Here is a 13821-nt window from a genome sequence, read left to right on the forward strand (position 1 = left end):
AGTTGCCCAGACAAGACCAGTAGCCTGGACGACGTCCACCCGTTCGAGTGGCGGGTGGACGTTCGGCATGGGCCTGAAGTGGGGGCCGGAAGTTTTAGGACCCGGCAGGAGTGCGCCCGGCGGTCTTTCCGACCGTGACCACTCCGCCGGTCTCCGTAGACTGGCCGACAGCCGCCGACCCCGGCGGCGTTTCCCGTTGTGGAGCGGGATGACAGGCGAGCTACAGCGTAACGAGGGGTGTTAGGTGCAACTACTCGAATCCGTGCGTAGCCCGGCGGATCTGAAACGCATGAGCCAGGAGGAGCTGGCGCTGCTGGCGGCGGAGATCCGTGCGTTCCTGGTGGACAAGGTATCCCGCACCGGCGGGCACCTCGGTCCCAACCTGGGCGTGGTCGAGATCACCCTCGCGATCCACCGGGTCTTCGACTCCCCGCACGACGCCGTGCTGTTCGACACCGGCCACCAGTCCTACGTGCACAAGATGGTCACCGGCCGCCTCGACGGCTTCGACAAGCTGCGTCAGCGCGGCGGGCTCTCCGGCTACCCGAGCCGGAGCGAGAGCGAGCACGACCTCGTCGAGTCCAGCCACGCCTCGACCGCGCTGTCCTACGCCGACGGCCTGGCCACCGCGTTCAAGCTCTCCGGCAAGCGGCGGCACGTGGTCGCCGTGGTCGGTGACGGCGCGCTCACCGGCGGTATGTGCTGGGAGGCGCTCAACAACATCGCCGGCGACAAGACCCGGCCACTGGTCATCGTGGTCAACGACAACGGCCGGTCCTACTCGCCGACCATCGGCGGCCTGGCCGACCACCTCGCCTCCCTGCGGCTGCGGCCCGGGTACGAGCGCGCGCTGGAAAGCGGCAAGCGGACCCTGCAGAACACCCCGGTCGTCGGCAAGCCGCTCTACGCGGCCCTGCACGCGGCCAAGCGCGGCATCAAGGACGCGCTGAGCCCGCAGGTGATGTTCGAGGACCTGGGCCTGAAGTACTTCGGGCCGGTGGACGGGCACGACCAGCATGCCTTCGAGGCCGCGCTGGAGCGGGCCAAGGACTTCGGCGGCCCGGTCATCGTGCACGCGGTCACCCAGAAGGGCCGCGGCTACGCCCCCGCGGAGAACCACGTGGCCGACGTCATGCACGCCATCGGCGTGATCGACCCGGTCACCGGCAAGTCCACCAAGAAGAAGGCCGCCGACTGGACCGGCGTCTTCGCCGACGAGATCGTCAAGATCGGCGCGGAGCGCGAGGACGTGGTGACCATCACCGCCGCGATGCTCGGCCCGACCGGCCTGGCCAAGTTCTCCGAGGCATACCCCGGCCGCTGCCTGGACGTGGGCATCGCCGAGCAGCACGCGATGACCGCCGCGGCCGGCCTGGCCATGGGCGGCATGAAGCCGGTGTTCGCGGTCTACTCGACCTTCCTCAACCGGGCCTTCGACCAGTTGCTGATGGAGGTCGCGCTGCACAAGCAGCCGGTGTCCATCGTGCTGGACCGCTCCGGCGTCACCGGCGACGACGGCGCCAGCCACAACGGCATGTGGGACCTGTCCCTCCTCGGCATCGTGCCGGGCATGCGGGTCGCGGTGCCGCGCGATGCCAACACCCTGCGCGAGGAGCTGCGCGAGTCGGTGGCCATCGACGACGGCCCGTCCGCGATCCGCTACGGCAAGGGCGCGGTGATCGAGGAGATCCCCGCGCTGGAGCGGATCGGCGTGGTCGACGTGCTGCGCCGCCCGGCCGAGGGCGAGGGCAAGGACGTGCTGCTGGTCGCGGTCGGCTGCTTCGCGCAGCTGGCCCTGGAGGCGGCGCAGCGGCTGTCCGACCAGGGTGTCGGCGTGACCGTGGTGGACCCGCGGTGGGTTGTTCCCGTTCCCACCGAGCTGGTCGGCATGGCCGCCGAGCACCGCCTCGTGGTCACCGTCGAGGACGCAGGCCGCCACGGCGGCTTCGGCTGGGCGATGTCGGCCGCGCTGCGCGATGCCAACCTGGACGTCCCGCTGCGCGACCTGGCCATCCCGCAGCGCTTCCTGGACCACGCCTCGCGCGCCGAGGTGCTGGCCGAACTGGGACTCACCGCCCAGGACGTGGCCCGCCGGGTGACCGAGTGGACCGCGGAGTACCTCGGCGAGGACGCCGAGGAGACCGAGGCGCCTGCCGCCAAGGAGTCCACTGTGGACAAGACTCCGGCCAGCCGGTCGCGCAAGCGCCCGCAGAGCTGAGAGTCGCCGCACCGCGGCCACCGGCCCGCCCCTCCCACGATGGGGGCGGGCCGGTGGCGTGCTCAGCGAACGCTCAGCTCATCGACAGGGTGTCGACAGCCCCGCGCGTCCACGGCCTCCGCGCGGCGTGGCATCGTGGTGGCGTGCGGATCCTGATTGTGGAGGACGAACAGCCCCTGGCCGACGCGATCGCCAGGGGGCTGCGACGGGAAGGTATGGCCGTCGACGTGGCCTACGACGGCGAGTCGGGGCACGAGAAGTCCTCGGTGACCCGGTACGACGTGGTGGTGCTGGACCGGGACCTGCCCGGCATGTCCGGCGACGAGCTGTGCCGGCAGATCGTGGACTCCGGCGCGCTCACCCGGGTGATCATGCTGACCGCCAGCGGCACCGTGCAGGACCGGGTCTCCGGGCTGTCGCTGGGCGCCGATGACTACCTGGCCAAGCCGTTCGCCTTCCCCGAGCTGGTGGCCAGGGTGCGGGCGCTGGGCAGGCGGGCCACCCCGGCCATGCCGCCGGTGCTCACCGTGGCCGACGTGGTGCTCAACCCGGCCCGGCGCAGCGTGCTGCGGGCCGGCCAGCCGGTGGAGCTGACCCGCAAGGAGTTCGGCGTGCTGGAGGTGCTGCTGGCCGCAGGCGGCGCCGTGGTCAGCAGCGAGGAGCTGCTGGAACGGGTGTGGGACGAGAACGCCGACCCGTTCACCACCACCGTGCGGGTCACCGTGATGACCCTGCGCAAGAAGCTCGGCGAGCCGGGCATCATCGAGACCGTGGTCGGCTCCGGCTACCGGGTGCCGGTCAACGCCGGAGTGGAGTCCGCTGATTCCTGAGCACCCGCTGACCGCCGACCCCGGGGCCCTGCGGCGTCGCCGCGGCCCCGGTCTGCGGGTACGGCTGACCCTGCTGGCGACCGGCCTGGTGGCCGCGGTCAGCCTGCTGCTGCTCTGGCTCGGCTGGATGCTGGTCGGCGGCGTGGTCGACCAGTACCCGGTGTTCCCGCCGGAGACCAGGATCAAGGTGCTCGGCCAGGAGCTGCCGCCCTCCCAGGTGCACCAGATCCTCAAGGAGAACGCGCGCGAGGTGGTGCTCAACTCCGGCGCGATCGCCTTCGTGTGCATGGTGCTGGCCACCGCGATCCTGGCCTGGACGTTGACCGGCCGGGTGTTGCGGCCGCTGCACGAGGTCACGCACACCGCGCACCGGCTGTCCGTGGAGTCCCTCGACGAGCGGATCGCGCTGCGCGGGCCGCGGGACGAGGTGGCCGAGCTGGCCGACACCTTCGACGCCATGCTGGACCGGCTGCAGGCCGCCTTCGAGTCCCAGCGCCGGTTCGTGGCCAACGCCAGCCACGAGCTGCGCACCCCGCTGGCCGTGGTCCGCACCGAGCTCGACGTCACCCTGGCCGACCCGGACGCCGACGTCGCCGAGCTGCGCCGGATGGCGGGCGTGGTGCGCACCGCGACCCAGCGCGCCGAGCACCTGGTCGAGGCCCTGCTGCTGCTCGCCCGCACCGACGCGGTTGGCCTGTCCGCCCGCGAGTCCGTCGACCTGTCCGCCCTGGTCCGCAGCGCCTGGTCCTCGGCCCGCTCCGCGGCGGAGGAACGCGGTCTGCGCACCGAGTTCCACACCCCGGCCGTGCAAGCCGTCGGCGACCCGGTGCTGCTGGAACGCCTGGCCGGGAACCTCCTGGAGAACGCGGTGCGGCACAACGTGGACGGCGGCTGGATCACCGTGCGCACCGAGGCCGACGCCAAGCGCGCCACCCTGCGCGTGGTCTCCTCCGGCGGCCAGATCTCGGTGGAACGGGTGGCCGAGCTGTTCGAGCCGTTCCGCCGCGGCGGCACCGACCGCACCGCCCACCGCGGGGCCGGGCTGGGGCTGTCCATCGTGCGCTCGGTGGTGGGCGCGCACGGGGGAGAGGTCAGCGCGGAACCGGTGCCCGGCGGCGGCCTGGACGTCACGGTGACCCTGCCGATCGCCCCCTAGCCCCGGAGACCCAGAGATCGGCTGAGGTGGGTGGTCCACCAGCGGAGCTGCGGGTCGGGGGCGCTCGCCGCCCGGCCGGTGAGCCCGGCGCTGCGGCGGAACGCCGGCCCGTACAGGGGCTCGGTGGCCAGGGCCTGGTGCAGCGCGGCGACCGCGAGCCGGGTGTCCTCGACCGGGACCTCGGCGGCGTCGGGGCGCAGGGCGTGCAGCGCGTCGACGAGCGGGTCGAGCATCCCCGCTCCCTCGTCCCGCCAGCCCGCGGCGTGCAGCGCCACGGCCAGCTCGCCGTAGCCCCGGCGGTAGAGCACCGCCAGGGCGTCGACCAGCTCACCAAGATCAGCGCCCTGGCCGAGCCAGGAGTCCAGCACCTCCGCCACCCCGGCCCGGATCTTCCGGCCGCCGTGCCGCAGCAACGCCGACAGCAGGCGGTCCCGGGTGCCGAAGTGGTGGCTGACCCCCGCGTCGGTCATGCCGACGGCGGCGGCGATGGCCCTGACCTGCACCGCGGCCACCCCGCCCTCGGCCAGCAGCTTCTCGGCCGCGTCCAGGATCAGCCGCCGCGCCTCCTCGGGAGAACGGCGCACACGCGAACTCGTCACAGCGCCGACCTTACCTTGACACCTCAAGGCAGCGCTCCTACCTTGAGCGCACAAGGTAAGGAGCCGCCATGATCTCCCTAACTCGTCCCGACGTGGTCCTGCGCGGGGAGGAGGCCGGTGCCGGGCCGACCGTCCTGCTGCTGCACGCCGGTGGTGAACGTCGCCGCGTGTGGCGTCCGGTGATCGAGGTCCTGGTTGGTGCCGGTTTCCGGTGCGTGGCCTTCGACCAGCGGGGTCACGGCGACAGCGGCGGCTCGCTGCGGACGCTGGCCCACTGCGCGGCGGACGTCGCCGCCATGCTGCGCGCCGAGCCGCCCGGATGTGTGGTTGTCGGCGCTTCGCTCGGTGGGCTCGCGGCCATCGCGGCCCTGGCCGATCCGGAGGTGCGGGCGCGGGTGACCGGGCTCGTGCTGGTGGACGTCGTGCCCGATCCCGAGCCCGGCGGGGTCCGCACCTTCCTCGCCGCGGCCGGCCTGCCCGAAACCCACGCCGAGATCATCGAAGACGTCCTCGCCCAGGGTCCCCGGTTGCGGCAGGTCACCGCGGCGCTCGACCTGCCCGTCCTGCTCGTGCGCGGTGACCGGGGCTCGCCCGTGACCGACGCCGACGCCGACCGGTTGCGGCGCCTGGTCCCGCACGCCGCGGTGACCCGCGTGCGCGGTGCCGGACACCTCGTGGCCAGGGACCAACCGGTGGCGCTGGCCGCCGCCATCACCGAATGGAGAGCCGATGAGCGCGACGAACCCGGAGACCGACGAGCGGTTCCTGGCCCGGCTGCTGGCCGGTGACTTCCTGCTGTGGTCCCCCAACATCCAGGCCGAGGGCTTCGCGAACTGGGACCGGATCTTCGCGACCCGGACGATCGAGAAGGCCCCAACGGCCTCGCCGCTCCCGACCGGCGAACCGATCACCGATGTCACCTTCGAGGCTTACGGGGAGCGCGGCGACGTCGAGTCGCTGATGCGGGACGAGCACCTCAGCGGCCTGCTCGTGGTCCAGGACGGTGCCATCAGGCTGGAGCGGTATGCGAAGGGACTGACACCCTCGGGTCGCTGGCAGTCCTCGTCGATGGTGAAGTCGCTGGCCTCGATCCTCATCGCGGCCGCGGAGCACGATGGGCTGCTCTCCCGCGCCGACCTGGTCACCGACCACCTGGCGGACTTCGCGGGCACGGCCTACGAGCAGGTGACCATCGAGCACCTGCTGACCATGTCCTCGGGGATCGAGTGGACGGAGAACACCGACGACCTCCACTCCGATGTCGCCGAGCACTACATCAAGGTGATCGGCGCGCGCAGGGTCGGCGCCATCCAGGAGTACCTCAAGACGCGGCAGCGCGCGGCCGAGCCCGGCACCTCCTTCTACTACAACACCGGCGACACCTTCCTGCTCGGCCTGATCCTGGCCAAGGTCACCGGGAGGACGGTGGCGGAGTACTGCTCGGCGAAGGTGTGGCGGCCGATGGGCATGGAGCAGCCCGGCTTCTTCATGCTGGACGGCGACGACGGCCAGGAGGTGGTCGGCAGCTGTTGCGGCGCAAGCCTGCGCGACTACGCGCGCTGGGGCCTGCTGATGCTCAACGACGGCGTCGCCGCCGACGGCACCCGGGTCGTCCCGGCAGGCTGGGTCGCGCAGGCCACCAGCCCCCGGGCGCCCGCCTTCGCCTTCGACTTCAGCGGCGTGCGCGGCACGTCGAGCCCGCCGATGGCGGAGTACGCGGGCTACGGCTACCTGTGGTGGATCAAGACCGGTGGCGCGTACGAGGCACTGGGCAGCTACGGGCAGTGGCTGCACGTAGACCCGGCGCGCGGGCTGGTCGTGGTGCTGCTCGGCGCGGTGCCGCGCATCCCGTACCTGGACCCGGACTCGCCCGAAGTCAGGGCGGGCACCTCGCACATGGGCTCGGCCCGCCGTGCCCGGTTCATCGACGCCGTGGCCGCGCGCTTCGACTGAGGCGAGGTGGCTTCAGCGCACGTCCACGAACACCGGGTTCGCGTAGCACCACAGGTCCTGCCACGGGTTGGCCTCGCCGCGGATGTCCGCGATCGGCTCGATCCCGCCCGGCACGTGCCGCCGTCCGTCCGTGCCGCGCACCCGCACGTAGAACGACTCCCGCACGTTCCGGAACGTGTGCCGGAACCCGACCGTCCGCCCGGCCCGGAACCTCGGCTCGTACGAGCGGGCCACCGCGACCTCGGCTGCCCGGAAGCCCTGCCGGTCCGCCGCGGGACCGGTGACCGCGCCGCGCACCAGGTCCAGCCGGGCCAGCCGGGGCAGCTCGCCGCCGGAGTGCGGCCGCGCGGCCAACTGCGCCAGCACCACCACCGTGACGTCCGTGCCCCGCCGCACCCGCAGTCGCCCGCCCAGGCCCACCGGCCAGGACAGCCGGTCCTCGGCGAAGACGTGCGTCTCCAGCCGCTGCACCAGCCCGCCGTGGCTGACGAAGCTGCGCCCGGCGCGCAGGCCGTCCATCACGCCCCGGTAGCTGCGGTCGGTGGTGCCGACCACGGTCCGGCTGAACTCGCCGGGGTAGAAGTCGCAGTACGGCGGCTGGGTCTGCACCGGGCCGCCGGGCAGCGGGTCCAGGTGCTTGCCCGCCCGGTCGTACAGGTCGGGTGCCTCGGGCTGACGGACGATGGTGTCGCGGAAGTTGAAGTGGCTGTCGGAGTTGCTGGTCACCCACCAGTTCCGGCCCTCGGCCAGCAGCGCGTCCCACATGCCGCCCAGGGTCGCGGTCATCCAGTCGAAGCCGCCGAAGGTCCGGTATGCCTCGGCCGGGAAACCGGGCCAGGAGTCGCCGCCGGGGGAGTTGCCGTAGCCGCCGCGGTGGCCGCCGCTGCCGTCGGGCTTGGGGTAGCCGTCGCCCTGCGCGCCGGGCGCGCCCTCCATCCCGATCACCACACCGGGTGCGGCGTCGTGCCAGTTGCGCAGCTCCGCGGGCGCGATCCGGCCGTTGCGGGAGGGGTGGTTGACCACTACCAGCCCGCCCCGCCGGGCCAGCCAGCGCAGCGCCTCCAGCGCCTTGGCCTCGTTCGCCGGGGTGCTCGCACCGGTACCGGTCAGCCGGGAGTCGAAGGTGCGCTCGAACTCGCGCAGCAGCGCGGCCTCGTCCCGGCTCGGCGGCAGGAACACCGTGGCGTGCTCGGCCGCGGGCATGTTCCACTCCAGGCCCTGCCACAGCAGCAGGTGCGGATGCCTGCGCCGGGCGGCCACGATGTCGGCGTGCGCCGGTTCCACCGAGTGCGCCTCGTGCGCGACGTGCCCGTGGTCGGAGAACACCAGCCACTCCGCGCCGTGCCGCTGCGCGCCCGCCACCACCTGGTCGATGGTGTACATCGCGTCGTTGGAGTACTGCGTGTGCACGTGGTGGTCGCCCACCAGCCAGCGCGGCAGGCCCGGCAGCCTCGGCAGCCCGAGATCCAGCTCCACATCGACGTCGATGCCCGCCTCCGCCGTGCCCGCGCCGACCAGCGGCGCCGCCACCGCGGCCGCGCCCACCCCGCGCAGGAACCCGCGCCGGCCCACCTGACCCATCACTGACCTCCCGGTTGGTCCGGCGACCCTAGATCGCCGAGATGACCGGTGGGTGGACTCTGTGGAAACGATTACCCGGCGACCCGGTGCACGGACGGGCTGACCCCTCGGGTGCGCTTGAACGCCGAGCTGAAGGCGAACCCGTCCGCGTAGCCGACCCGCTTGGCCACCCTGGCCACCGTCTCGTCTGGATCGCGCAGCAGGTCCGCGGCCAGCGCCATCCGCCAGCCGGTCAGGTAGGTCAGCGGCGGCTCGCCCACCAGGTCGGTGAACCGGCGGGCCAGCGTCGCCCTGGACACCCCGACCTCGGCGGCCAGCGTCGCCACCGTCCAGGAGCGGGCGGGCTCGGCGTGCAGGGCGCGCAGCGCGGTCCCGGCCACCGGATCGCTCAGCGCCCGGTACCAGGCGGGCGGGGCGCCCTCGGGCATGGCGAACCAGCAGCGCAGGGTCAGCACCAGCAGCAGGTCGAGCAGCCGGTCCAGCACCAGCTGCTGGCCGGGCTCCTCGCCGTCGATCTCCACCTCCAGCCGCCGCAGCAGGTCGCACGGCCCCTGGTCATCCGGCACCACCAGCACCGGCGGCAGCGCGCTGAGCAGCCGCTCGCTGATGTCCCCGTGCACCTGGTAGGCGCCGCTGATCAGCACCGCCGAGCCGTCCGCGGTCTCGCCGAAGGTGCGCGCGCCCAGGCACAGCTCCTCGCACAGGTCGGTGCCGTCCGGGTGCTCGCACCGGTCCTCGCTCAGCACGATCACCCCCGGCGGGGTGTCCGGGTGGTCGGCGACCCGGTACACCTGCGGGCCGCGCACCAGCGCCACGTCCCCCGCGCGCAGCCTGCGCGGCTCGCCGTCCCCGGCCACGATCCAGGCCTCGCCGCTGAGCAGCGTGCACAGGGTCAGCCGGGCCGGGTTGCGGAACTCCAGCCCCCAGGGCGGGGTCATGATCGACCGGCTGAACAGCGCACCCCGCGCGCGCACTCCCTGCAACAGGTCAGCCAAGGCGTCCATGCGATCACCTTAGACGAATGGACATGCGATCGAGCTTCCCGGCCATAGATCGTCTCAAGTTCCGCTGTTTGACTGGGCGACATGAGCGAACAGACGATCTTGGTGCAGGCGGGCAGGGGCAAGACCGGCAAGCGGGTGGCCCGGCGGTTGCGGGAGCGTGGCATCACCGTGCGGGCCGCCTCCCGCTCGGGCGAGACCCGCTTCGACTGGATGGACGAGTCCACCTGGGGACCGGCGCTGGCCGGCGTGGACGCGGTGTACCTGGTGCCGCTGGAGGCCACCGGCGACCGGCACGAGGAGGTGGCCCGGTTCGTGCGCCAGGCCGTGGCCGCCGGGGTGCGCAAGCTGGTGATGCTCTCCGCCCGGGACGTGGACACCTTCGAGGTGGAGGACACCCTCAACGCCGAGCGCGCGGTGCGGGAGAGCGGGGTGGCCTGGACCATCCTGCGGCCGGGCTGGTTCCACCAGAACTTCGACGAGGACTACTTCGAGCCGAGCGTGCGGGCCGGTGAGGTGCTGCTGGCCACCGGGGACGGCCTGGAGCCGTTCATCGACGCCGAGGACATCGCCGAGGTCGCGGTCGCCGCGTTCACCCAGGACGGCCACGACGGGCAGATCTACGACCTCTCCGGCGCGGAACCGCTGACCTTCCCGCAGGCGCTGGAGATCATCGCCGCGGAGTTGGGCCGGGAGATCCGGGTGGTCGACGTGGAGCCTGCCCAGTACATCGAGAAGCAGGTCGGGCTGGGCATGCCGCGGGAGTTCGCGGAGCTGATCGCCCGGCTGTACGAGCGGATCCGGGCCGGCAAGGAGGCCCACCTCTCCGACGGCGTGCAGCGGGTGCTGGGCCGCGAACCCCGCTCCTTCGCCGCCTACGTCAAGAACGCGGTCGCCGCAGGCTCCTGGCGCTGACCACCGCCCGAGTGTTGGCCGAACTGGTACAGCGTGTTGGCCAAACTGGGCGTACCAGTTCGGCCAACACGCCGGTCCGGGTCAGGCGGTCGGCACGCTGGCCACGCCCGGCGCCAGGAACCTCTTGCCGGTGACCTTCTCCGAGATGCCGGTGCGGTCCAGGTACGGCGTGATGCCGCCCAGCCAGAACGGCCAGCCCGCGCCCAGGATCATGCACAGGTCGATGTCCTGCGCCTCCGCGACCACGCCCTCGTCGAGCATGATCCGGATCTCCTCGGCCAGCGCCTCCAGCGCCCTGGCCTTGACCTCCTCGCCGGTGAGCGGCTTGTCGCCGAACTCCCACAGCGCGGTGACCTCGGGGTCGACGGTCTGGTTGCCCTGCGCGTCCCACTGCCACACCGCGGCCTTGCCGGCGGCCACGAACTTCTTCATGTTCGAGCTGACCGAGAACCGGTCCGGGAAGGCGTGGTGCATGGTCTCCGAGACGTGCAGCGCGACCGCGGAACCCACCAGCTGCAACAGGATCATCGGCGACATCGGCAGGCCGAGCGGCTCGGTGGCCTTGTCCGCGACCTCGAAGGAGGTGCCCTCGTCCACGGACTTGATCACCTCGCCCATGAACCGGGTGAGCAGCCGGTTGACCACGAACGCCGGCGCGTCCTTGACCAGCACGCTGGACTTCTTCAGCTCCTTGCCGACCGCGAAGGCGGTGGCCAGGGTGGCGTCGTCGGTCTGCTCGGCGCGCACGATCTCCAGCAGCGGCATGACCGCGACCGGGTTGAAGAAGTGGAAGCCGACCACGCGCTCCGGGTGGGCCAGCTTGCTCGCCATCTCGGTGATGGACAGCGAGGAGGTGTTGGTGGCCAGCACGCACTCGGCGGAGACGTGCTCCTCCACCTCGGCGAAGACCTGCTGCTTGACCGACAGCTCCTCGAACACGGCCTCGATCACGAAGTCCGCGTCGGCGAAGGCGGCCTTGTCCAGCGAGCCGGAGACCAGCGCCTTGAGCCGGTTCGCCTCGTCGGGGGAGACCCGCTTCTTGCCGAGCAGCTTGTCGACCTCGCCGTGCACGTAGCCGACGCCCTTGTCCACCCGCGCCTGGTCGATGTCGGTGAGCACCACCGGCACCTTCAGCCGCCGCGCGAACAGCAGCGCCATCTGGCTGGCCATCAGGCCCGCGCCGACGATACCGACCTTGGTCACCGCGCGGGCCAGCGAGCGGTCCGGCGCGCCTGCCGGGCGCTTGGCCCGCTTCTGCACCAGGTTGAACGAGTACAGGCCCGCGCGCAGCTCATCGCTCATCACGACGTCGGCGAGCGCCTGGGTCTCGGCCGCGTAGCCCTTGGTCAGGTCGTTCTCGCGGGCCAGCTCCAGCAGCTCCAGCGCCTTGAGCGCACCGGGCGCGGCGCCCTTGGTCTTGCCGTGCACGATCGCCTTGGCCCGCGCCACGGCCTGGTCCCAGCCCTCGCCGCGGTCGATCTCCCTGCGCGGCGGGGTGATCTCGCCGTTGACCACCTTGGTCAGCCAGATCAGCGACTGCTCCAGGTAGTCCGCGGACTCCAGCACCACGTCCACCACGCCCAGCCCGGCGGCCTGCGCGGGCTTGAGCATCTTGTTCTGGTTCAACGCGTTCTCGAAGATCACGGTGACCGCGTCGTTGGCGCCGATCAGGTTCGGCAGCAGCTGGGTGCCGCCCCAGCCGGGGAACAGGCCGAGGAAGACCTCGGGCAGCGCGAGCGCCGCCGCGTTGGCCGCCAGGGTCCGGTAGTGGCAGGACAGCGCCAGCTCCAGGCCGCCGCCCATGGCCGCGCCGTTGACGAAGGCGAAGGTCGGCACGGTGGAGTCGGTGAAGCGGCGGAACACGTCGTGGCCGAGCTGCCCGATGGCCACCGCCTGCTCGCGGGAGGTGGCCTTCTCCACCGCGGTCAGGTCCGCGCCCACGGCGAAGATGAACGGCTTGCCGGTGACCGCGATCGCGGCCACGTCGGCGGCCGAGGCCTCGTCGAAGGCGGCGTTGAGGCTGAGCAGGCTCTGCGGCCCGAAGGTGGACGGCCGGGTGTGGTCGTGCCCGTTGTCCAGGGTGATCAGCGCGACCGGCTTGGCCAGTCCGGGCACCCGGAGGAGACGGGTGACCGCGCGGGTCACGACCTCGTCAGGGAAGAGGGTCTTGGCTTCCTCAACGGTGAAGGTGCTCACTTGCTCTCCCCGGTCCAGTTGGGGTTCTCCCAGATCACGGTGCCGCCCATGCCGATGCCGATGCACATGGTGGTGATGCCGTAGCGCACGTCGGGGCGCTCGGCGAACTGGCGGGACAGCTGGGTCATCAGCCGCACGCCGGAGGAGGCCAGCGGGTGGCCGGTGGCGATCGCGCCGCCCCACTGGTTCACCCTGGGGTCGTCGTCGGCGATGCCGAAGTGGTCCAGGAAGGCCAGCACCTGCACCGCGAACGCCTCGTTCACCTCGAACAGGCCGATGTCCTCAATGGACAGTCCGGCGATCTTGAGCGCCTTCTCGGTGGCCGGCACCGGGCCGACCCCCATGACCTCGGGCTCCACACCGGCGAAGGAGTAGGCGACCAGGCGCATGCCGATCGGCAGGCCCAGCTCGCGCGCGGTCTCCTCCTCGGCCAGGATGCAGCCGGTCGCGCCGTCGTTGAGACCGGCCGCGTTGCCCGCGGTGATCCGGCCGTGCGGGCGGAACGGGGTCTTCAGCTTGGCCAGGTCCTCGACCGTGGTGCCGGGGCGCGGCGGCTCGTCCGCGGCGGCCAGGCCCCAGCCCTGCTCGGCGGAGCGGGTGGCCACGGTGACGAACTCGGGGCCGATCTTGCCGGCCTTGACCGCCGCGTCGTAGCGGGCCTGCGAGGTCGCGGCGAAGGCGTCGGTGCGCTCCTTGGTCAGGTGCGGGAACCGGTCGTGCAGGTTCTCCGCGGTCTGGCCCATGACCAGCGCGGAGGTGTCCACCAGCTTGTCAGCCAGGAACCGCGGGTTCGGGTCGACGCCCTCGCCCATGGGGTGGCGGCCCATGTGCTCGACGCCGCCGGCGATGGCGATGTCGTAGGCGCCGAAGGCGATGCCACCGGCCACCGTGGTCACCGCGGTCATCGCGCCCGCGCACATCCGGTCCACAGCGTAGCCCGGGACGGACTTCGGCAGCCCGGCCAGCAGCGCGGCGGTCCGCCCGATGGTCAGCCCCTGATCGCCGATCTGGGTGGTCGCGGCGATGGCGACCTCGTCGACGCGCTCCGGCGGCAGTTCGGGATGCCGCCGCAGAAGTTCGCGGATGACCTTGACGACGAGATCGTCGGCGCGGGTCTCCGCGTAGATGCCCTTGGCACCGGCCTTGCCGAACGGCGTGCGAACGCCGTCGACGAAGACCACGTCCCGAACGGCGCGCGCGCTGGCGCTGCCGGGTTTCGCCGGCGCAGGTGCGGCCACGGCGTGCTCCTCACTCAGTGCTGAACCCCTGACATCGGCCCGTGGCGGCTTCCGCTGCGCTGCTACCGGCCGGTAACACCACTCTAGCCCCTATTACTCACTGGTAACTACGGGGATCGCGCTGTCGAGTGGGT

General features: G+C 72.2%; 11 protein-coding genes. 6 read left to right on the forward strand and 5 right to left on the reverse strand.

Features of this window, described 5'->3' with window-relative positions:
- Positions 1 to 244: 244 nt before the first annotated feature.
- The 3 genes from dxs (at position 245) to N8J89_RS10775 (ending at position 4204) form a co-directional block, all read left to right on the forward strand.
- The gene (gene dxs / locus N8J89_RS10765) at positions 245 to 2218 is read left to right on the forward strand and encodes a 1-deoxy-D-xylulose-5-phosphate synthase (protein WP_283664184.1); all 1974 of its coding nucleotides are present in this window, start codon (positions 245 to 247) and stop codon (positions 2216 to 2218) included.
- 143 nt (positions 2219 to 2361) lie between these two features.
- Complete coding sequence (locus tag N8J89_RS10770) at positions 2362 to 3048, forward strand: response regulator transcription factor (protein ID WP_283664185.1); 687 nt, start codon at positions 2362 to 2364, stop codon at positions 3046 to 3048.
- Between the two features lie 88 nt (positions 3049 to 3136).
- Positions 3137 to 4204, forward strand: a complete 1068-nt coding sequence (locus tag N8J89_RS10775) for a sensor histidine kinase (protein WP_283664186.1) — start codon at positions 3137 to 3139, stop codon at positions 4202 to 4204.
- Here N8J89_RS10775 and N8J89_RS10780 read toward each other — a convergent pair.
- Entirely contained in the window at positions 4201 to 4803 is a 603-nt protein-coding gene (locus tag N8J89_RS10780; protein ID WP_283664187.1) for a TetR/AcrR family transcriptional regulator, read from the reverse strand. The two genes, N8J89_RS10775 and N8J89_RS10780, sit on opposite strands and share 4 nt — an antisense overlap.
- 68 nt (positions 4804 to 4871) lie before the next feature.
- Between N8J89_RS10780 and N8J89_RS10785 the strand changes: the two genes are divergently transcribed.
- Together N8J89_RS10785 and N8J89_RS10790 are read left to right on the forward strand one after the other, a co-directional pair.
- Positions 4872 to 5591, forward strand: coding sequence for an alpha/beta fold hydrolase (locus N8J89_RS10785; RefSeq protein WP_283664188.1), 720 nt, complete (start codon positions 4872 to 4874; stop codon positions 5589 to 5591).
- Positions 5533 to 6756 (forward strand): serine hydrolase domain-containing protein, encoded by a 1224-nt coding sequence (locus N8J89_RS10790; protein ID WP_283664189.1) that lies wholly within the window; start codon positions 5533 to 5535, stop codon positions 6754 to 6756. Before N8J89_RS10785 ends, N8J89_RS10790 begins: the two co-directional genes overlap by 59 nt.
- A gap of 12 nt (positions 6757 to 6768) precedes the next feature.
- On the opposite strand, the gene N8J89_RS10795 is transcribed toward N8J89_RS10790, so the two are convergent.
- Entirely contained in the window at positions 6769 to 8337 is a 1569-nt protein-coding gene (locus N8J89_RS10795; protein WP_283664190.1) for a PHP domain-containing protein, read from the reverse strand.
- Positions 8338 to 8408: 71 nt separating this feature from the next.
- Positions 8409 to 9341: an AraC family transcriptional regulator gene (locus tag N8J89_RS10800; protein WP_283664191.1), complete on the reverse strand. Its 933-nt coding sequence runs from the start codon at positions 9339 to 9341 to the stop codon at positions 8409 to 8411.
- Positions 9342 to 9422: 81 nt separating this feature from the next.
- Between N8J89_RS10800 and N8J89_RS10805 the strand changes: the two genes are divergently transcribed.
- A complete protein-coding gene (locus tag N8J89_RS10805) occupies positions 9423 to 10253 on the forward strand; it encodes an NAD(P)H-binding protein (protein ID WP_283664192.1) in 831 nt (276 codons plus the stop codon).
- An 81-nt stretch (positions 10254 to 10334) separates the two neighbouring features.
- On the opposite strand, the gene N8J89_RS10810 is transcribed toward N8J89_RS10805, so the two are convergent.
- Together N8J89_RS10810 and N8J89_RS10815 are read right to left on the reverse strand one after the other, a co-directional pair.
- The gene (locus tag N8J89_RS10810; protein WP_283664193.1) at positions 10335 to 12449 is read right to left on the reverse strand and encodes a 3-hydroxyacyl-CoA dehydrogenase NAD-binding domain-containing protein; all 2115 of its coding nucleotides are present in this window, start codon (positions 12447 to 12449) and stop codon (positions 10335 to 10337) included.
- A complete protein-coding gene (locus N8J89_RS10815; RefSeq protein ID WP_283664194.1) occupies positions 12446 to 13687 on the reverse strand; it encodes a thiolase family protein in 1242 nt (413 codons plus the stop codon). Before N8J89_RS10815 ends, N8J89_RS10810 begins: the two co-directional genes overlap by 4 nt.
- Positions 13688 to 13821: the final 134 nt, after the last annotated feature.

It is taken from the genome of Crossiella sp. CA-258035 (assembly GCF_030064675.1).
Taxonomy (GTDB): Bacteria; Actinomycetota; Actinomycetes; order Mycobacteriales; family Pseudonocardiaceae; genus Crossiella.